Here is a 20,667-nt window from a genome sequence, read left to right on the forward strand (position 1 = left end):
CATTGTCGGAGCGTCAATATCCGACAATCAGGAAACTTTTTAGTTAGAGGTAATATTTTGGCGCGTATTCAGGCTATTCGGGGCATGAACGATGTGCTGCCAGAGCAAACGCCAGTCTGGCGTTATCTGGAAGAAACAGCACGTTGCCTGTTTGAACAATATGGCATTGAAGAAATCAGAATGCCGATTGTCGAGCAGACGGATCTGTTCAAGCGCTCAATTGGCGAAGTGACGGATATCGTCGAAAAGGAAATGTACACCTTTGAAGATCGCAACGGCGACAGCCTGACCTTGCGTCCAGAGGGAACGGCTGGGTGCGTGCGCGCTGGAGAAGAGCATGGGTTGTTGTTTAATCAAACCCGCCGTCTCTGGTATAGCGGTCCCATGTTCCGTCATGAACGGCCTCAAAAAGGCCGCTATCGTCAGTTTCATCAAATTGGCGTGGAGTGTTTCGGCTTTAATGGTCCGGACATCGATGCCGAGCTGATCATCATGACAGCCAGATTGTGGAAGAAGCTTGGACTTTCTGAGCATGTCCAGCTGCACATCAACTCTATTGGTAGTGCGGACGCGCGAGCGGAATATCGACAGGCTTTGGTTGCATATCTAAGCCAATTTGAGGACCAGCTTGACGAGGATAGTCGGCGTAGGCTGTCCACCAATCCTCTGCGTATATTGGATAGCAAAGACGCCAAGACTCAGGAAATTCTCAAAAATGCGCCTCTATTCAATGACTTTTTGGATGCGGAGTCCGCCCAGCATTTTGCTGGACTTAGAGCGTTTCTGGACAGGGCTGGTTTGAGCTATACCGTAAACCCGAAACTGGTGCGTGGGCTGGATTATTACGGCAAGACCGTTTTTGAATGGATCACTGATTCGCTTGGAGCGCAAGGCACTGTTTGCGCTGGCGGCCGCTATGATGGTCTGGTTGCGCAATTGGGTGGCAAAGGTACGCCTGGAGTCGGTTTCGCCATGGGCGTTGAGCGTTTGGTATTGATGCTGGAAACCTTAAGTCTGACGCCCGCCAGTCTGCAGGATCGCGCTGATTTCTTTATAGCAGCGCTTGGTGGCGAAGCTGAGGCGTATGCTTTCGACGTCGCTGAACAGCTGAGAGACCTGCAGCAGAACGTCCGTGTCGTTATGAATTGCGGCGGCGGCAGCTTTAAAGCCCAGATGAAGAAAGCGGACAAGAGCACGGCGGCTTATGCGCTCTTGTTAGGCGAGAACGAAGTAAATCAGCGTGAGGTAACGATCAAGCCTCTTCGCACTGATCAGGCACAAAAAACGCTGTCGCTGGAAGAGTTTATCCAGCGCGCGCCACAAATGATTTAATCACAGTTATTGATGCTTATTGTTGAGGAGAAGACAAGTGGATTCATTGCGCACAGAAGAAGAACAAATCGCCGCCATTAAGAATTGGTGGAAGGAAAACGGCAATGCGCTCTTGATTGGCATCGGGTTGGCTCTGGCTGCGATTTTTGGCTGGAAGGCTTATCAGCAGAACGAAATACAAAAGAAAGAAGAGGCGTCGCAGATGTACCAGGAACTGGTGCAGGCGGCTGGCGCGGCGCAAGTCTCTGACGACGAAAAGTCACAGGCTAACATCTCATTCCTGGCGACTGAGCTTCAGACTAAATTTCCAGGCACAACTTATGCGCTTTATGCAAAGTTGTTTGAAGCGCAGCAAGCGGTAGAGAAAAAGGATTTCGCTGGTGCGGAAACCGCATTAAAGACAGCCGCGTCGGAGACGGAAGACGAGGCGCTCAAGCGCGTAGTGTCTTTGCGTTTGGCGCGCGTATTGGCGGCGCAGCAGAAATTTGATGATGCGCTGGCTGCCCTGAAAGTACAGAAAGGCGATGCGTTTTACTCTCACTTTCAGGAGCTCGCTGGAGATATTCTGAAGATGAAGGGAAGTCGTGCCGAAGCTAAAGCGGCCTATGAGCAGGCGCTGGCTGACGCAAAAGAGCATGAATTGCCGACTGAACTATTGCAGATTAAGTTGAACGATTTGGCGGACGTATAAATCTATCATGAAGTTCCGAATTCAATGGCGCCCGTTAGGGGCGCTTTTTTTCGTTATGGCAGGGTTACTGAGCGGTTGCGGCAGCGACGATGTGCGTCCCGATCCCGCTGAGCTGAAATCCTTTACTCCCGAGGTAGAGCTGAAGCGTCTATGGTCCCGCTCTATTGGAGACGGGCAGGATGAGCAGTTTTTGAAGTTCGCGCCTTTTGTCGTCGATGACAAAATATACGCTAACGATATTGACGGCGAAGTCTATGCGATTGAACTGGAAAGCGGTAAACGTCTGTGGGATATCGACCTGGATGAGCCGTTGGTTGGCGGCGTAGGCGGCGACTATCGGAGAGTTTTCGTCGCCACCCTTGACGGCGAGCTGTTGGCGTTGAACCGGGAAAATGGAGAGATACTGTGGCGCGCGCCTACTTCCAGTGAAGTGTTGGCTCCGGCTGTATCCGGTTCAGGCAAGGCCATTGTGCAGACACTGGATGGAAAATTGGCCGCCTATGACGTAGAAGACGGCAAGAAGCTGTGGGAATTCGCCAGCAATGAGCCTGCACTGACTCTTCGGGGCACCGCGAAACCGGTGTTGCTGCAGGACGGCGTCATTTCCGGTATGGCGAATGGTTCCGTCGTCGCCGTCAGCGTTAACGATGGTCAGCTATACTGGGAACAGCGCTTAGCGACGCCGAAGGGGCGTACTGAGCTTGAGCGTCTTGTGGATATTGATGGCGATGTATTGGTTCAGGATGGCGCACTGTTCGCGGTTTCCTATCAGGGCCAGCTGTCACGTCTGAGTCCGATGAACGGCAAGGAAGAGTGGTCCATGCCCATGTCCAGCTATGTGACGCCTGGCATTGGGTTCACCAATATCTACGTCTCCACGACTGAAGGAGATGTGGTCGCCGTAGACAGAAATTCCAAAAAGGAAATTTGGCGGCAGTCTGATTTGTCCTATCGTGAGCTGTCTTCTCCTGTCGTTTGGGGTAACTACCTGGCGGTGGGTGATCTGGAGGGCTATGTGCATATATTGTCGCAGGTGGATGGCCGCATGCTGGCGCGGATTCATCCTGCCGGCGAACCCATAAACGCCGCTCCGCTGATTTATGGTAATCATTTGATTATTCTGGGCAGCGACGGCGATTTGAGCGTTTGGGACATTAAGTAATTTTGATGCGCGGCGGTTTAAGTCGCGTTTCTTGTATAAGTTGTAACCGTATTATTTAGAGATATCCGCGATCATGAAACCGGTAATCGCCCTCGTGGGGCGGCCAAATGTTGGCAAGTCCACGCTGTTTAATCGCATGACCCGCAGCCGCGACGCGATCGTCGCTGACCTGCCGGGCCTGACCCGCGACCGTAAATACGGCGAAGGCGAGTTGGAAGGTAAACACTATATTGTCGTTGATACCGGGGGGATTACCGGGGAAGAGCAGGGCATAGACGCCGCCATGGCGGGGCAGTCATTCACCGCCATGAACGAGGCGGATGTGGTGCTGTTTGTGGTGGACGCGCAAGCAGGCGTTACGCCCGCAGACGAAATGATCGCCAAAGAATTGCGCGTACGTGGCAAGCCCACCATTTTAGTGGTGAACAAAATTGATGGTATGCAGCCGGAAGTGGCGGCGGCGGACTTTTTCGCGATGGGTTTTCAGGAGTACATGTACACGGCTGCCTCACATAACCGCGGCGTGCGTTCATTGCTCGAAAAAGCGTTAGAGCCGTTTCCGGAGCAGGAGTCGCTGGAAGGCGAAGATGACTCAGGTATCCGCATTGGCATTATCGGTCGCCCCAACGTTGGTAAATCAACATTGGTGAACCGTTTGTTGGGTGAAGATCGCGTTGTGGTATTCGATCAGCCCGGCACCACCCGGGACTCTGTCTATATCCCCTACGAGCGATTGGGCGAGCGTTATACCCTGATTGATACAGCAGGGGTGCGTCGGCGTAAGAACGTCAGCGAGGCGGTGGAAAAATTCTCCATAGTGAAGACCTTGCAAGCGATCAAGGACGCGCATGTAGTTATGCTGGTCCTGGACGCTCGTGAAGGCATTGTTGACCAGGATTTGCATTTGCTTGGTTTCGCCATTGAAGCCGGGCGCGCTTTGGTTCTGGCGATCAACAAGTGGGACGGTATGTCTCAGGACGACAAGGATAACGTGCGTCGTGAGATCGATCGACGCATGGGGTTTGTGGAATACGCGCAGATCCACTTTATTTCCGCGTTGCATGGCACCGGCGTTGGGCATTTGTACGAGTCAGTGCATGAGTGCTTTGACAGCGCTATGGCCAAGTGGTCCACCAACCAGTTGACCACACTGTTGGAAGACGCTGTTTCCCAGCATCAGCCGCCAATGGTCAACGGACGTCGCATCAAGTTGCGTTATGCGCACCAAGGCGGCTCGAATCCCCCGCTTATCATTGTGCATGGCAACCAGACTGACGCTCTGCCAAACAGCTATAAGCGTTATCTGGAGAACACTTTCCGCAAAGTGCTAAAAGTGGTCGGTACGCCGATTCGTTTTGAGTTCCGTAGCGGCGAGAACCCCTTTGCAGGCAGAAAGAACAAGCTTTCGCCACGTCAGCAGAAGAAAAAAGAGCGCTTGATGAAGCACGTTAAGAAGCTCAAGCATAAGCAGAAACGCAAGAAATCCCGCTAACATCGTTTCTTGCGTTAAGCGTCGCCGGAGTCCCGGCGACGTCTCTTAATTTTCCATTACTTCTGTGTTTTGCGTCGCCTGAACTGCTGTCAGCGCGATGGTGTAGACGATATCCTCCACCAGCGCCCCACGAGACAGATCATTAACCGGCTTCTTTAAACCCTGTAGCATCGGGCCCATGCTGATGACATTGGCGCTGCGCTGCACTGCCTTGTAAGTGGTGTTGCCGGTATTCAAATCAGGGAATACGAATACGGTCGCCTTGCCCGCTACTTTGCTGTCCGGGGCTTTGGTCTTGGCTACGTCCTCAATAGCTGCTGCGTCATATTGCAGGGGGCCATCCAAAGGTAGATCCGGACGTTTCTCGTGGGCAAGTTTTGCGGCGGCTCTAACTTTATCAACATCGCTGCCGGTGCCTGAATCGCCAGTGCTGTAGCTGAGCATCGCCACACAGGGTTCGATGCCGAATAGGACGGCGGAATCAGCGCATTGGAGGGCGATGTCGGCGAGTTCCTCGGCATCTGGGTCCGGGTTTATGGCGCAATCGCCATACACAAGAACTTGTTCTGGCAGACACATAAAGAAGACCGAAGACACAATACGGCATCCCTTACGGGCTTTGATAAGTTGTAGAGCCGGGCGCACTGTATTGGCGGTGGTATGTACGGCGCCGGACACTAATCCATCCACTTCGCCAAGCGCCAGCATCATGGTGGCCAGCACGACATTATCTTCCAGTTGCGCCTCCGCCATTTGCGGCGTCAATCCTTTGTGCTTACGCAGCTCCACCATGGGCGAAATGTATTTCTCTCTGACTTGATCCGGCTCGATGATCTGAATGGCGTCTGGCAATTGCACGCCCTGAGCTTCGGCGACGGCAAGTATTTCCTGGCGCTTGCCTATCAAGATGCATTTCGCAATGCCGCGCTCATGACAAATGGTGGCGGCTTGTATGGTTCGCGGTTCATTGCCTTCGGGAAGAATAATCGTCTTGTTGGCTTCCTTCGCTCGTTTCGATAGCTGGTAGCGAAAGGCCGCTGGCGACATGCGAGGCTTGCGCGGCAGGCTGACGGATTGCTTGAGCCATTCAGGGTCAATATGGCCGGACACGCTGGCGATAACGGACTCGATACGCTCCAGGTCGTCCAGGGGCACTTCGGTGTCCATGCGTGACACCATGCTGGCAGTAACGTAGGTGTCCTTACGGGTGCTTAGCACGGGAAGACCGGTATCCAGTGCGGACTGGCATAATTTCAGCGTGCGTGGGTCCGGTTTCAAGCCGCCGGTCAGCAATAGGCCCGCCAGGGGGATGCCAGTCAGGGCGGCGGCGCAACTGGTAACGAAAATATCTTCACGATCACCTGGCGTGATAATCAAGGCACCAGGCTTCAGGCGGCTGACCATATTGGGGATGGTGCGGGCGCACACGGTCGTGTGGAGCACTCTGCGTTGCCTGGATTTACCTTCGTTCAAATACTCCGCTTCCAGCTCCTCAACAATGTCTGAGGTCCTGGGCGCTACCAGATCGGTGCGCCAAGGAATGCTGGCGATGAGGCGGAAATGAGATTGCCGGAATACGTTGCACTCTTTTCCATAATCATGTCTTTCGGTTGGAATCTCGTCCTCATCTCCGTCGTCGCTAAAGGGCGGCTCGTCGCCGTGAGGGGCATGAACCTTGTTGAGCACACAACCGACTACATCAGGGTCCGACGGGTCCGCAAATAGTCGGGCGGCAAGAGACAGGTGATCGTCCAGATCTTGCGGAGGCATGCCATCAGGAGCGGCGACCAGGATGACTTCAGCGTCGAGGTTGCGCGCCACTTCTACATTCAGGCGGGCTGAGTAATCGTCGCCGGGTGGAGGCGCGACGCCTTCCACGATGACGACGTCGGCCTCTGTATCCACTTTGTGAAATAGCGCGATGGTTTGCTCCATCAGCAGAGGCGTTTGCTGCTGGCTCATCAGACTGTGGGCGTAGCGTAATGGCATGGGATCAGGGACTGTTAAGCCCATTTTTTCCCGGGTGAATACAATTGAACGATCCGTTTCATGATGATTATCGCGGGGTTGTGCGAATGGTTTGAAAAACGCGACGCGCAGCCCCACGCTATCGTAGGCCCTGAGTAAGCCAAGGCAGACGGAGGTCAAGCCTACCGCGATGGAGGCGGGGGCGATAAAGAGAACTTTGGCCACGATGATTCCTCTTGGTTAGGGCGGTGAAAACACGGCGACGTTCGATGACGTCAACAGCAATTATTTGTTGCGCCTAATCAACGCCAGGGTGTCTCTGGCGATAAGAAGTTCCTCGTTGGTGGGAACGACCATGATGTTTAGCGTGTCGTCCTTGGATATGCGTCCCTGGCTTTCTTCTCCGTGGCGGTGGTTCGCCTCGTCATCCATGTCGACGCCCAGGGGCTTGAGCCAGGCGCATACCTTGGCGCGTACGGGCGCTGCATTTTCGCCGATGCCCCCGGTGAAAATAATGGCGTCCAGCGGCGCTGTCGCCAGATAGTAGCCGGCGATCGTTTTCGCCAGCCGATAGCAGAAAATATCGATCGCCAGGGTTGCCTGCTGATGGCCTTCATCACTGAGACGCAGCAGCTCGCGCATATCATTGCTGACTTCCGAGACGCCAAGCAGTCCACTCTCCTTGTTGAGCAGGTGCGATAGCTGATCGGGTGTGTAATTCAGCGTCTGCGTCAAATGCAGGACCAGGCCGGGGTCGAGATCGCCGCAGCGGGAACCCATTACCAAGCCTTCCAGGGGCGTCAGCCCCATACTGGTGTCGACCGAGACGCCGCCTTTAATGGCGGCGGCGCTACACCCATTACCGAGGTGGGCGCTGATAAAATTGCAATCGTTCAGCGATTTGCCAAGCAGGTCGGCGGCGCGCCCAGCGACAAAACGATGGCTGGAACCGTGAAATCCGTAGCGCCTGAGTCCGTGCTCTCGATATAGCTCATAGGGGAGGGCGTAAGTGTATGCGTACTCCGGCAGGGTCTGATGAAAAGACGTGTCGAATACCGCGACTTGATTTAGGTTCGGATACTTCTGCGCAATCGCCTTGATGCCCAGCAAGTTTACCGGGTTGTGCAAGGGCGCCAGCTTGGCGCACTGTTCAATCTGGGCGATGACCTGCTCATCAATGATGGCTGAGTCGCGAAAAGTCTCGCCGCCATGCACGACTCGGTGTCCGACGCCTGTCAGGTCCTTAGCGTCGATATCATGTTCATGCATATGTTGGAACAGTTGGTCTATGACGCGGCCATGGTCTGCGTTGGGGCAAGGTTGGCGCTTGTCTTCTTCGTGACGCCAGCGCATGCGAAAATTGGCTTCGGCGGAGCCCAGACGTTCGGCGATGCCGGTGAGTAGGGGAGCGTCTTGCTCGGGGTCGATAATGGCGAACTTGAGTGAGGAACTTCCACTGTTCAACACCAGAATAAGTTTTCCTGTCATGCCTGCCTTGGATGCTTGTTTTCCGGTGACTTAAAAGCCGGGGCGATGATTCGCCCCTCAAGTATGGCTCATGATGACGACTGGCGCCGGTGAGCGCAAGGGGCGTTTAGGTGGCGTAGGCGCGCCGGTTTTCCGATATCCAGTTGCAGAAGTCGCTTTCCGCCACAGGTCGGTTGTAATAGTAACCCTGTGCGTAATCGCAGCCTTTGGAGCGCAGGAACTGCATCTGCGCCGCATCTTCCACGCCTTCGCCGATGACTTTGAGGCCCAGGCTGTGAGCCATGGTGATGATCGCTGTCACCAGGGCCGCGTCTTCCGCCTCGGTGTTGACATCTTTGACAAAGGAGCGGTCAATTTTCAGGGAGTCAAATGGGTAGCTCTTCAGGTAGCTGAGGGCGGAATAACCGGTGCCGAAGTCGTCCACGGACAGTTTTACGCCCATTGCGTCCAGCTTGTGCAAGATCTCAAAGGTCTCTATTGAGTCATCCAGCAACAGTCTTTCCGTGATTTCCAGCTCCAGGTACTCGCCCGCCAGGTCATTGACCTCCAGCGCTTTCTGCACGGTATCGATAAATTTGAGATCGCGGAATTGACGCGGCGAGACGTTGACGGCGATCGTCAGTTTCAGTCCGGTATCCTCATGCCACTTTTTCACGTCTCGACAAGCGGTATGCAGCACCCATTCGCCGATGGAAGTGATCAGCCCGGTTTCTTCCGCCAGTGGGATGAATTTGTCTGGGGCCACCAGTCCCAGCAAGGGGTTATCCCAACGAATCAACGCCTCTGCGCCGACCAACTGCCCGCTGGCGGTTTCTACAATCGGCTGGTAATACAGCAGCAATTCGTCTTGCTCAAGGGCCTTACGCAATTGCGTCTCCAGCTTGAGGCGTTCTCTGGATTGCTGGTTAAGGTCCGGGGTGAAGCGGTGGTAGGCGCTTTTGCCTTTGTGCTTGGCCTGATACATGGCCGCGTCAGCCTGTTGCAGCAAGGTGCTTGAGTTTTCACTGTCCGTTGGATAAATGGCGATGCCGATACTGGTGCTGACGAATATTTCCTGATTGTTGAGCAGGAAAGGTGAGGAAAACGCCTGCAGAATGCGAGCGGCGACCAGCTCGGAATCTTCGGGCGACTCCAGCGACGGCAGAATGATCAGGAACTCATCTCCACCCAAACGGGCTACTGTGCTGTTGCCGCGCAGAGATGAAGCGATGCGGCGCGAGGCCTCAATCAGCAGGGTGTCGCCATTGTCGTGGCCGAGGGTGTCGTTGATGTGCTTGAAGTTATCCAAGTCCAGAAACATCAGGCCCACCTGCGATTTGTCGCGGCGGGATTGCGCCAGCGCCAATTTGAGACGATCCAGCGCCAACATTCGATTTGGCAGGCCGGTCAGCAGGTCATAGTTGGCTTGCCGCAGTAATTGCTGTTCATAGCGCTTACGTACGCTGATGTCCTCGCCCAGAATCAGGTACTGAGACGACTCGCCATCGGTGTCGCGAATGGGAGTGATCACTACTTGTTCCCAGAACTTCTCGCCGCCATGACGGGTGCTGTGCATTTCCCCCTGCCACATGCCAGCGCGCTCAACCTGAATCTCAATGTTGTGCCAGAGCTGTTCATTCTGAGACTCATCCGGGCTGATATGCGTCAGAGTTTTGGGGTGCTTGCCGATAATCGAGTTCAAATTGTGGCCGGTCAACTGGCTGAATTTCTGGTTGGCGTAGGTAATTTTCCAGCGCTTATCGCAGATCAATACAGAGGAGGGGCTTTGCTCAATGGCCAACGACAACTTACGGATTTCCGCCGCGTCCAGCTTTTGCTTCTCAATATCGTTCAGCAAGGTGAGGCGCATCTCGTTGATGGCGTCCGTGACACGCTGCAGCTCATCCGGCGGTTGGCCGCTCTTTTGTGAACGATCCAAGGCTAAGGGCGTGTCCAGCTGGTGAATATTAAGGCCGCGGGCGTAATTCGCCATTTTGGATAGATGGCGCGTCACTAGATACTGAAATATCCATAGGATCAGTACGGAAATGAAAAAGGTTTTAAACGCCTGGGTTGTCATGATGACGAAGATGCGCTGCCGCAACTGGCGATAGATATCGTCAAGGCTGGCGGTGATGGTCAGTTCACCCAGCTCATATAAATCGTCGGAAGAGTGCTGCAGCTTGATTTTTGCTTGATCGTCGGAATCCGCGGAGGGATCTCGCCCATCTCGATTTCCGAGTCCGGATAAATCTGTAGATGCAGGTGCACGATGTCGGGCAGGTTCAATATGCCCTGCATTTGCACGCGCAGTAATTTCTGGTCGAGAGACCATAGGCTGCGCGCCAGTGAGGACTGGTAACTGGTTTCGATCAGATTCATGCGCTGATCGACCAGCGAAACGTCTTTCCGATAGTCCGCATAAACCTGGATGCCTGTGGCGAACAGCGTAAACAGGGAGCTACATACAAGGATGTAGCCCAACATGCGAAAAGAAAGCGGAGAGGTCTCGCGAAAATTCCAGACTTTGCGAAACAGGTTACTCATTATTCGCGGGTGCTCTTTTTTCTTTCATGTAGGTAAAAAAGCAGCTCAAAGTCTTTTCATGGCGCAACAGACCGGCAGCATTGGAATATATTAAACATTATAAACTTAGCCCAGCTTTCCACCTCGCGCAAAGCGTCAAACAAGGCAAAATTGGATTATTGACTCAGGTTGCAATTGTTCTGTTCAAAATATAACCACTTTGTGCAATACTTAGGAATGGAGGTGCGTTCTATGGCTGATAATACTGTAAACAGTTTGGCGACCAGTTCTTTGCAGCAACTTGATGCAGGTCGGTCGCGAGAACGTGAGCAAACCCGTCAGAATGTCGACAATGCGCAAACCCAGGCCCGGGAGACGACGCCCGCCGTTGAGGTGGAGCTTTCTCAGGAAGGCCGGGAATTGAGTCTGGCGAACAGTCAACAGGTTAACGCCTCGACTGAGACGGAACGGACTCAAGGCGCTGCTGAAAACGCCGCACCAACGGCGAATTTGGCTGAAACGGAAGAGGATCAATCACCGCCTCCCCGTGAAAGCGCTTCGCAGACGACTCGACAGTTTGACCGGACCGCTAACGAGGCATTGGGCACCGTTATCGATATCCGATCCTGACGAGTTCCCGCTGACGCGGAACCGCATTGCGGACAATTCGCCGCCGCTTAACCCGTTTGGAACAGGCGGCGGGCGTTTTCCGCGGTGTAGCTGCGCACGTCTTCTTCCGTCTCACCACGATACTGCGCCACTATACGAATCACTTCCTGCACAAACCATGGGAAATTGGTGTTATTGCGCGGACGCGGTTTAATACTTCTCGGCATAAGAAACGGACTGTCCGTTTCGACGAGAAGTCTATCGCGAGGAACCTCTTTTACTAAATTCACCAGATCGCCCGCTCTACGCTCGTCGCATATCCAGCCTGTGACGCCAATGTGTAACCCCAGATCGAGATAGCCAAATAGCGCCTCCCGGGTTCCGGTGAAACAGTGCGTCACGCCGTGCTCGAAGCAATTCCTGTGCGCTTTGAGTATCTCCATTTGACGCGTGTAGGCGTCTCTTTCATGGAGATAAAGCGGTTTCTGGAATTCGCGATTCAATTCTAGCTGAGCCGTGAACGCCCATTCCTGATCTTCGGGAGTGGAAAAGTTGCGATTGAAATCCAGCCCCATTTCACCCACGGCGACGACATGAGGTTGTTGGAGCAGCGACTTCAAGGTATCCAAGCCTTTCTGATCTAGCGTTTTGGCGTCGTGAGGATGCACGCCTGCAGTGGCGAAGACATAACCAGGATGTTCTTCGGCAATTTTTGCAGAGGCGACGCTTTCTTTAACGCTGGTTCCAATGGCGATCATACCCTCGACCCCATGGTCGCGGCTGTCGTCCAGCAATTGCTGTAACTTTCCTTTATAGCGGCCGTTGGTCAAGTTGACGCCGATATCAAACATGCTTAATGAAATCCTTCAAATCAAAGCGCCCATATTAAGCGTCGAAGCAGGATTTTTCCATGTGTGAAGAGGATGGAGGGAGCTGGGTCAGGCTCTAAAAGCGGATTGCTCGTTAGCCCACAGAATCGCCTGGCGATAGGTGGCGCTGATTTCTCCGCTATTAATATTCATTTTTTCCAGCAGGTTCCAATGGATGGTGTCCAGTTTGCAACGCTCGTATTGCAAGGTGGTGTGTAACGCCAGCCCGGGTTTTCCTTTCATTTTTACCAGCGCATCACTGACTCTCTCGGAAAGAGGGAGTTTGTTCAGAATTTCTTCTATGGGCATGTCAAAAAAAGCTTCCAGGCAGGAAAACAGGCCGACGGTAAAATAAAGGTCGGCGGCCTGGGGTTCAATCGACTGGGCAATAAGCTCACACATGCGGGCGCGGATCAAGGCGATGGTGATCAGCGCTTTAGGTTTGTCCTCAATGTTGGACAGCGCCAATAAGGTCGCCCAAGACTTGATGCGGCTGATCCCCAGCAGCATGACCGCCATATGAATGGATTCGATGGTGCGCGGGCGCCGGTAGGCGGCTGAGTTCACCAGTTGCAGCAGCTTGACGCTTAGAGAGGGATCGCTGGTGATGGTTTTGATGATTTGGTCAATCGACAGCGCCGGGTTTTGCACTTTGGCGATCAATTCCATCACCGCCATTCGGTTATGCGCCAGTTTGCGTCCGGTGACAATTTCCGGCTTGCTGAAGAAATACCCCTGAAACAGGTCGCACCCTAAGTCACGACAGTATTTAAACTCCTCATGGGTCTCCACTTTTTCCGCCAGCAGGGTGATGTTCAGGCCCTTTAGATGCGTGACCGTCTGTTCCAACCTGTCCTTTGAAATGGCGGGAATTTCAAGCTTAACGATAGAGACGTACGGCAGGAGTTCGTCGTACTTGGTGCCTGGGACATAGTCGTCGAGAGCAAGGGTGAAGCCATTCTTGCCGAGGCGGATGATCGCCGTCACGATCTCATCGGTTAGCTCTATGGTCTCTAGTATTTCAATGACCAGAAGTTCTTTAGAGAAGGGGGGCGGCTGCATTAAAAGCGTTTCGGTGAAGTTTACAAACGCTTTTGCTCCGCCGGTTACCTCTCCGATAGGTATTTCTGTAAAGGCGTTGAGCAAAACCTGAGAGGTGGCCGCATTGCCGTCGAAGTGAGCCGGCTGTTCGTTTGAGCGAAACAACAGCTCATAACCTACTATCTCTTTTGTTGCGTTAACAATTGGCTGGCGGGCCAGAAGAATCTGCTCAACGGTCATTCATCGCTCCCAAAGCGGGTACGTCATAAAACAGGGAAACCTATTTGAAGTGTAGACTAAATGCCGCTGCGGCTGCGTAAATTTACCCGCCACTGTCGTTGCTATAGGAGACTGTTCGCACAGAAGAGCAGGTGGGATGGTCGGAAATTGAAATAAAATCGCCCCCTCATGAAAAAATTAGAAATTAGTGTTTGACAGGTATGGGCGGCTTCCATAGAATGCGCGCCATCTCACCGATATGGTGTTCCGTCCCCTTCGTCTAGAGGCCTAGGACACCGCCCTTTCACGGCGGTAACAGGGGTTCGAATCCCCTAGGGGACGCCATATTTAAAAGCCCTGCATCGCAAGATGCGGGGCTTTTTTATGCCCTTCGAAAAGTCCGCGCTATCCTCTTTATTAAGTTAAGGATCCTCTGAAAAACATTCGCGAGGCCGCCAGTGTAAGGAAAAAGTCGTCGAAAAAGCGCAGTTTATTGTGAATAAATGAGCATTTTGAGCCGACTTTTGACGCAGCAATGGCAACGCAGGTAGTTTTTCAGAGATTCCTTAAGTATCTATCCCTATCAGCTTTTATTCATACGCTAAGCCCATTTTCGTTATGGGCTCTTTCGCTTCGCTGCCTATCGAGCTGCTTAGAGGCGCTCGCATCCACATGCCCGCAAACAATAGTAAGATTAGTGTTTGACATGCGTGAGCGGCTTCCATAGAATGCGCGCCATCTCACCGATATGGTGTTCCGTCCCCTTCGTCTAGAGGCCTAGGACACCGCCCTTTCACGGCGGTAACAGGGGTTCGAATCCCCTAGGGGACGCCATATTTAAAAGCTCTGCATCGTAAGATGCGGGGCTTTTTTATTTCCTTTCCAAAAGATCTGTATTCCCCTCTTCTAGAGCGTGCCTGCTTATACCTGGTGAGGGTAAGTAGTTGGATTTGCTTGTGTCGAATGGCATTATCCCGGTTCAGTCGCTGTCATCTTGTCAGCCCATTGCGAATTGATGTTGGCTGCAGGGTTTCTCTACAACGCCAAGGCGAAAGGATATGTCGCACTCAAGCTCTCATCAGCATGATCATCACGCTGGTCATGCGCATCACCATGGCCATTTTCACGGACCGTCCTCGGCCCCGAACTATAACAAAGCCTTTGCCTGGGGTGTGGCCCTGAATTTTGGGTTTGTCGTGGTGGAGGTGATTTATGGACTTATCGCCGACTCATTGGCGCTGATCACTGATGCAGGGCACAACTTAAGCGATGTGCTGGGTTTACTTCTGGCCTGGGGCGCCTCTTATCTAGCGACGCGTACGCCGACCTCCCGACGTACTTACGGTTTTCGTCGAGGAACGATTCTGGCTTCCCTGTTGAGCGCGATTCTTTTACTGCTGGCATTGGGAGCGATCGCCTGGGAGGCCGCCCACCGAATCAATCAACCTGTCAGGGTGGATGGCGTGACCGTAATTGTCGTGTCGCTCATTGGCGTGGTTATCAATACCGCGACTGCGTTGATGTTTCTGAGTGGTCAAAAGCACGATCTCAATATCAAAGGCGCCTTTTTACACATGGCGGCGGATGCCGGCGTTTCATTTGGCGTGGCGGCGGCGGGAGTCGTTATCATGTTTACCGGCTGGTTGTGGCTTGATCCGGTGATCAGTCTGGTCATTGTCGCCATTATCCTGTTTGGAACCTGGGGGCTATTTCGGGATTCGCTCAATCTCGCCATGGACACAGTGCCTTCTCATATCAACCCTGATGAAGTGGAGGCGTTCTTGCGCAGCTATGCCGGCGTGACGGATATTCACGATCTTCATATCTGGGCGATGAGCACCACGGAAGTTGCGCTAACCGTTCATTTACTTATTCCCAATCAATCTGTGGATGACGCCTTTCTCGGCGAATTGGCGCTTCAATTGAACGAGCGCTTCCGTATTGGCCATAGCACCGTCCAGGTCGAAAGAGGGGACGGAGCGTCCTGTCATTTGGCTCATCCTGGAAGTCTGTAACTCCCCACAGAAATCACCTTTCTATTTTCACTCGTAAGGTCTAGGCCAAAGAGGTTCGCCTACAAGTCCTAGCTTATTTGGGTGATATTCATCCTTTCAGACCAGTGATAAGTTCTTCCGTATCACGACGGCATCCCGACTGCGCGAGTGTTGTTATGTGTTCTTGCGGCAGATTTCCGAGTGCATCCCCCCGTTCACTTTGGTTATCTGCCCGCTTTGAATCATAAGATGAAAGCGCTTTCATAAAAGCGGATGTGACGTGCGTCGCAAATTTTTGATTTAAAAGGTTTTTGGTCCTGTACCGCAAGCCTCCCGACGGGGAGGCGTCGTCATTTCGGTTACAGGCTGTGCGCACTGATCAGGAGTCAATCGACCATGAAAAAAACACAATTATTAGTTTGGGGCGCGGTAATCGGCGGTTTATGCGCTGTGACATACCAATTCATGCCAGGCGGGGAAAGCGCGTCGACGACGCAGGAGCAACAAGCCGCCGCCGGCGCTCAAAATTCCGCTGCAGCGTCGCCCGCGCAATCAGTTCAATCCCCACAACAGACGGCCTCTAAATCAACCCCTGGCGCAGCGAAGGACTCCGAACCGGAGCTCCCCGATTACGCCATGAACAACGAAGAGTATCCCTCCATTGAATTTCGCATGACGGAAATTGAAGCACGCCGCGATGGTCGCGCTTTTGATCAGGAAGAAGTCGTACGTGCGATGTGGGAGCCCTCTGCATGGAAGAGCGATGACGGTATCGCCGACCAGCTCGAATTGAGCGATGCGGATCGTTTCGACGGTCGGGAGTTTATTCGCTTCAGCCCGATGAAGCTGGAGTCCCTGATGCCAGGGGATGAGATGGAAGTGCCTGTGCTGCCGCAAAACGCGACTTATCAAATGGTGGTGGATCGGGTGGAGTCCCATGGCGACGGCAACGTCACCTGGTACGGACATCTGAAGGATTTCGAACAGGATAATCAGGTTTCTTTTACCCGCGGAGAAAATCTTACCTATGGCGGCGTCACCACCCCGGAAGGGCTGTATGTCGTTGAGGCCCGTGGCGACAAAGGATGGATCGTCAACAGCGGCACCTTATTCAAAGGTGAAGATTTACACGTTGAAGTACCCGAATTGGCGGATGTGAACAAAGCCGATGAAGGAACGGCGTCTCCGGATCAAAGCACCGGCGGGCCTATCGCTCAATAAGGATAAGCGTTATCGCCCGGGGTAGGAGGCCAGGTCGCACAGTGGCTGGCTAAAAAAAACAGACAGAGAGAGTAATAACGATGAAAAGGAAATTAACCGGAAGTATGTCTAAATGGTTGTCCTGCTTGACTCTGGCGGCTGCTCCCCTGGGCGCGCAGGCGGTGACAGTGGATATTATGGTGGTGTACGACGCCTATTCCGCAGGACGCTTTGGCGGCGAACCGGCAACGGCCATTCGTAGCTGGGTGGACCAAGTTAACGCCATGTATCAAAACAGCCAGGTAGACGTGCAACTGCGTTTGGTCGGCGCTTTCGCTCACGAAGAAAGCGGTTCCAGCATGGGAGAAGTGCTTGGAAACCTGCGTGTGGATAACTGGGTTATCCAGAAGCGTGAGGAAGTCGGCGCGGATTACGTTACGCAAGTACATAAAACCGGTTCCTGCGGCGTTGCATACGTCGCTGTACATAAGGATTGGGCGTTCAGCGTCACAGGTCCAGATTGTGGGCCTCAAGTACTGGCTCACGAAGTCGGACACACCATGGGTCTTAACCACTCCCGTCGTCAGGGCGATCAAAGCGGATCGCGTTATCGCTACGGCCTCGGCCATGGCGTTGACGGCGCTTTCGGCACCATTATGACGTATGAGTGGTTGTTCAACGCCCCGAAAGTCGCCAAATTCTCCAACCCGAGAGTGCAGTGCAACGGGCTTCCCTGCGGCGTTCCTGCCGGTCAGGCGCAAGAGGCGGATGCGGCTCAGGCGATCAACAATGTGCGTAATGAGATTGCTGCGTTTAAACCGACTAAAACTGACGGCGGCAACACTTCCGGCGACAAAGTGTCTGTATTCCAGCATTACAACTACGCGGGTTACAGCGCGGCGTTGGGCGAAGGCCAGTATCGCCTGAGCGACTTGACCTCCCGCGGCGTTCGCAATGATGATCTTTCCTCAGCCCGCGTGCCTTCCGGCATGGTCTTGGAACTGTATCAGCACGATAACTTCGGCGGCGCAAAGACCGTTTATACTTCAGATGTATCCGGCTTCCCGCTATCCGGCGTGAATGACACGACTTCCTCGATTATCGTCAAGAAAAGCAGCGGCGGCGGTCAGAGCGGAGCTCAACCAGTTGATAACGGCGTATACATGCTGCAGGCCAAACACTCCAGCAAGTGCGCAGATGTATACGGCGGCAAGCAGGAAGCGGGTACGCCTGTCATTCAGTGGAGCTGTCACCAGGGTAACAACCAGCGCTGGAACTTCACCCATATCAAAGATGGATACTATGAAGTCAAAGCGGCGCATAGCGGCAAATGTCTGGACGTCTCCAACTCAAGCAGAAGCAACGGCGCCACGGTGCAACAATGGTCCTGTAATGGCAGCGCAGCTCAGCAATGGAAAGCAGTGGACAACGGCGACGGCACGTTCCGTCTGGTGTCTGGCGTGAGCGGCAAAGTGTTTGATGTTAAAGAAGTCTCAACGGCTAGCGGCATGGCTATCCATCAGTGGGACTGGGTTGGCGGCGACAACCAACGCTGGTATCTGAAGCGCGTGAAGTAAGCGTTTTGATATTAAGTTATTGAAGAAATCCCCTGGCGCGCTTTGACTGGCGGCTGGGGGATTTTCGTTATGGAGTGTGCGTTTATCTGATTGTTCGAAATGGGAGTTACTTTCCAATTAGCTGGATGTCCATCGAGTTTGCGAAGGTCGCAAGAGTGGCTTTGCATCCAAACTGAGAAAACAACATGAGGGCGATGTCACTCGCACTGGCCGATTTTAAGCTTGCTGGAATAGTGTAAGGCCAGGGGCTGTTCAGGGCGTGGGCCATTATCAGGGAGTGAATGTTTTGCCTGAGCAGGTTGGGATCATCTGTATCCGCCGCCACAATGCGATCGAGTACTAATTCTGAACCGGTGTTCTGATAGTGGACCTTGTACATGAGAACAGAGGTCCAGCTCCTTACGAAATAAAACCACTCGCCGAAAGCATAAATATCCCATTTCACGTCCATGGACTCGGCTTTCGACACAATTCCTTCGAGCTGTTCTCCGCCATGTCGGTAGTGGATGTCACAAGGAATTTCTTTGCCGCCTTCGATAACTTGGTCAATGTACCGCCTGCCATCGTCGGCACGGCTGGCTACATAGTTTTCCGCGATGGATTTGTCGGCGGTAGTGGCGATAATTTTTAAAGTGATGCAGCGAATATCCAAAATAGGCGCGTCAAATGGATTACCTTCGCCTACTTCGATCCATACCGGCTGTTCAAGAGAGCGGGTATCGACATGCTCGGCTTCACTCTTTTTCTCCGGCTGTTTCTTTGTACTTTTGCGTTTAAAGAATTCGAACATAGTTAGTACGCCTTTTATCCATATTTTAACCAACCAGTACTTGTCATTATAGGTCGATGCGTCTGGTTAGCGTTTACTCAAAAGCATCACTATCGATCGGGTCTAAGTCGCGTCGTTTTGTCTAAAAAAACGGCAAATACTTATTATTTGTGATTGTCTCCTCAATTTAACGATTTTACTGACTATTATATAACGTAAATATTAATAGGCCTATGTAGGTTTATGTGATTTATTTCATTGTTAATCAATAGTTTGAATTATTCGTAGGCTCTAAGTACTAGCTGCTTTAGGCGATGGTGGATAAAAGGCTCAAATGATAGATTTTCTGCGCCGTTGACGTTCCGTCGAGTTCTGGTTTGTGATCTATTTTCCGTTTTCCACGCTGCGGAAGTCCTATCCGGATAATAACGAAGTTCGTTATCGGGAAACTCCCATAAATGGAGCAGGAAAGTTGGTATAAAAAATGAAAAACAGCCTCAAAAAAATTCTGGCCGCTGGCGTTCTCGCGACGGCTGCATCCACTTCCCAAGCCGTCACTGTCGATCTGATGGTGGTGTATGATTCTTATACCTCAAGCTATTTCAAAGGCGATGTAAACACCGCTGTGCGTAACTGGGTTAGTCAGGTGAACAATATGTACACCAACAGCCAGATTGACGTGCAATTGCGCCTGGTTGGCGCATACGCCCACGAAGAGACTGGCTCAAACATGACGGAAGTGTTGGGCAACCTGAGAGTGGACTCATGGGTAAACCAGAAGCGTCAGGAAGTGGGTGCGGACTATGTGACTCAATTGCATCGCACCGGCTCTTGCGGCGTGGCTTATGTCGCTGTCGACCGTAACTGGTCATACGGCGTGGTTGGACCCAGCTGCGGACCCACTACGTTGGCGCACGAACTCGGCCACACCATGGGCCTGAACCACTCCCGCCGTCAGGGCGACCAGAGCGGGTCGCGCTATCGTTACGGCCTGGGTCATGGCGTTGATGGCGTATTCGCCACGATCATGACTTATGAGTGGCTGTTCAACGCTCCTAAAATCGCCAAATTCTCTAACCCCAACCTGCAATGCAACGGTTTGCCTTGTGGTGTTGCGGCGGGCAACTCCAACGAAGCGGACGCAGCACGCGCTATCAATAACGTGCGTAGCGAAATGGCGGGCTTCATGCCGACAAAGGTCGGCGGCGGCAACCCCGACGGCGGCGATAACAATGGTGGGGACAATAATAACGGCGGCGACAACAACAATGGCGGCTCCAATATTTACACCATGAAAGCCAAAAACTCCGGCAAGTGCGCCGATGTCTACGGCGGCGATCGTCGTGATGGCGCTTCCGTCATCCAGTGGAGCTGTCACGGCGGCAACAATCAGCGCTGGCAGTTTATTCACCTGGGTAATGGCGTTCATCAGATCAAATCTGTGAACAGCGGCAAGTGTCTCGATCTGTTCGGCGCCAGCCAGTATAACGGCGCGTATGCGGGTCAGTGGACCTGTAACAACTCCAACAATCAGAAGTGGCAGGCGTTCAAGAACAGCGACGGAACTTATCGTCTGATCGCGGTTCACAGCGGCAAAGCGCTGGACGTAGACGCTGCGGGCGGCACCTACAATGGCGCAAGACTGCGTCAGTGGGATTGGGTTGGCGCTAATAACCAGCGTTGGATTATTACCAGCGCAGGCCAATAAGCTTCATCTGGCTAAGCCTTATAAAAAATCCCCGCGAATGCGG

At 53.1% G+C, this 20,667-nt stretch carries 16 protein-coding genes and 2 tRNA genes; 11 read left to right on the plus strand and 7 right to left on the minus strand.

Going from position 1 to position 20,667, the window contains the following annotated elements; all coding sequences use genetic code 11:
* Positions 1 to 54: 54 nt before the first annotated feature.
* From hisS to der, 4 genes are all read left to right on the plus strand, one after another.
* Positions 55 to 1,332 carry a histidine--tRNA ligase gene (gene hisS, locus KP814_RS14455; protein WP_216737475.1) on the plus strand — a complete coding sequence of 426 codons (1,278 nt, stop codon included), beginning with the start codon at positions 55 to 57 and terminating at the stop codon, positions 1,330 to 1,332.
* Positions 1,333 to 1,369: 37 nt separating this feature from the next.
* Positions 1,370 to 2,023 (plus strand): tetratricopeptide repeat protein, encoded by a 654-nt coding sequence (locus KP814_RS14460; protein WP_216737427.1) that lies wholly within the window; start codon positions 1,370 to 1,372, stop codon positions 2,021 to 2,023.
* A gap of 7 nt (positions 2,024 to 2,030) precedes the next feature.
* Positions 2,031 to 3,185, plus strand: a complete 1,155-nt coding sequence (gene bamB / locus KP814_RS14465) for an outer membrane protein assembly factor BamB (protein WP_216737428.1) — start codon at positions 2,031 to 2,033, stop codon at positions 3,183 to 3,185.
* Positions 3,186 to 3,258: 73 nt separating this feature from the next.
* Entirely contained in the window at positions 3,259 to 4,677 is a 1,419-nt protein-coding gene (gene der / locus KP814_RS14470) for a ribosome biogenesis GTPase Der (RefSeq protein WP_127972084.1), read from the plus strand.
* A gap of 45 nt (positions 4,678 to 4,722) precedes the next feature.
* On the opposite strand, the gene pta is transcribed toward der, so the two are convergent.
* The 4 genes from pta to KP814_RS32810 all read right to left on the minus strand — a co-directional run bounded on the left by pta (position 4,723) and on the right by KP814_RS32810 (position 10,659).
* The gene (gene pta, locus KP814_RS14475; protein ID WP_216737429.1) at positions 4,723 to 6,870 is read right to left on the minus strand and encodes a phosphate acetyltransferase; all 2,148 of its coding nucleotides are present in this window, start codon (positions 6,868 to 6,870) and stop codon (positions 4,723 to 4,725) included.
* A gap of 60 nt (positions 6,871 to 6,930) precedes the next feature.
* Positions 6,931 to 8,133, minus strand: coding sequence for an acetate/propionate family kinase (locus KP814_RS14480; protein WP_216737430.1), 1,203 nt, complete (start codon positions 8,131 to 8,133; stop codon positions 6,931 to 6,933).
* A gap of 106 nt (positions 8,134 to 8,239) precedes the next feature.
* The gene (locus tag KP814_RS14485; RefSeq protein WP_253938380.1) at positions 8,240 to 10,216 is read right to left on the minus strand and encodes a bifunctional diguanylate cyclase/phosphodiesterase; all 1,977 of its coding nucleotides are present in this window, start codon (positions 10,214 to 10,216) and stop codon (positions 8,240 to 8,242) included.
* 35 nt (positions 10,217 to 10,251) lie between these two features.
* Entirely contained in the window at positions 10,252 to 10,659 is a 408-nt protein-coding gene (locus KP814_RS32810; RefSeq protein WP_253938381.1) for a hypothetical protein, read from the minus strand.
* 231 nt (positions 10,660 to 10,890) lie between these two features.
* Here KP814_RS32810 and KP814_RS14490 point away from each other — a divergent pair, with 231 nt between their 5' ends.
* The gene (locus tag KP814_RS14490; RefSeq protein WP_216737431.1) at positions 10,891 to 11,268 is read left to right on the plus strand and encodes a hypothetical protein; all 378 of its coding nucleotides are present in this window, start codon (positions 10,891 to 10,893) and stop codon (positions 11,266 to 11,268) included.
* A 47-nt stretch (positions 11,269 to 11,315) separates the two neighbouring features.
* On the opposite strand, the gene KP814_RS14495 is transcribed toward KP814_RS14490, so the two are convergent.
* Entirely contained in the window at positions 11,316 to 12,098 is a 783-nt protein-coding gene (locus tag KP814_RS14495; protein WP_216737432.1) for a TatD family hydrolase, read from the minus strand.
* An 87-nt stretch (positions 12,099 to 12,185) separates the two neighbouring features.
* Complete coding sequence (locus KP814_RS14500; RefSeq protein WP_216737433.1) at positions 12,186 to 13,397, minus strand: EAL and HDOD domain-containing protein; 1,212 nt, start codon at positions 13,395 to 13,397, stop codon at positions 12,186 to 12,188.
* A gap of 248 nt (positions 13,398 to 13,645) precedes the next feature.
* On the opposite strand from KP814_RS14500, the gene KP814_RS14505 reads away from it, so the two are divergent.
* The 5 genes from KP814_RS14505 to KP814_RS14525 all read left to right on the plus strand — a co-directional run bounded on the left by KP814_RS14505 (position 13,646) and on the right by KP814_RS14525 (position 18,147).
* Positions 13,646 to 13,721 (plus strand) — tRNA-Glu (locus tag KP814_RS14505).
* A gap of 413 nt (positions 13,722 to 14,134) precedes the next feature.
* Positions 14,135 to 14,210: transfer RNA gene (locus KP814_RS14510), tRNA-Glu, on the plus strand.
* Positions 14,211 to 14,434: 224 nt separating this feature from the next.
* Entirely contained in the window at positions 14,435 to 15,391 is a 957-nt protein-coding gene (locus tag KP814_RS14515) for a cation diffusion facilitator family transporter (protein ID WP_216737434.1), read from the plus strand.
* Between the two features lie 375 nt (positions 15,392 to 15,766).
* Entirely contained in the window at positions 15,767 to 16,591 is an 825-nt protein-coding gene (locus KP814_RS14520; protein ID WP_216737435.1) for a hypothetical protein, read from the plus strand.
* 104 nt (positions 16,592 to 16,695) lie between these two features.
* The gene (locus tag KP814_RS14525; protein ID WP_253938382.1) at positions 16,696 to 18,147 is read left to right on the plus strand and encodes an RICIN domain-containing protein; all 1,452 of its coding nucleotides are present in this window, start codon (positions 16,696 to 16,698) and stop codon (positions 18,145 to 18,147) included.
* Positions 18,148 to 18,253: 106 nt separating this feature from the next.
* Here the strand turns inward: KP814_RS14525 and KP814_RS14530 are convergent, their stop codons facing one another.
* Complete coding sequence (locus KP814_RS14530; RefSeq protein ID WP_216737437.1) at positions 18,254 to 18,937, minus strand: hypothetical protein; 684 nt, start codon at positions 18,935 to 18,937, stop codon at positions 18,254 to 18,256.
* 463 nt (positions 18,938 to 19,400) lie between these two features.
* On the opposite strand from KP814_RS14530, the gene KP814_RS14535 reads away from it, so the two are divergent.
* Positions 19,401 to 20,624, plus strand: a complete 1,224-nt coding sequence (locus KP814_RS14535; protein WP_216737438.1) for an RICIN domain-containing protein — start codon at positions 19,401 to 19,403, stop codon at positions 20,622 to 20,624.
* Positions 20,625 to 20,667: the final 43 nt, after the last annotated feature.

This window comes from Hahella sp. HN01, from assembly GCF_018986435.1.
Lineage (GTDB): Bacteria > Pseudomonadota > Gammaproteobacteria > Pseudomonadales > Oleiphilaceae > Hahella.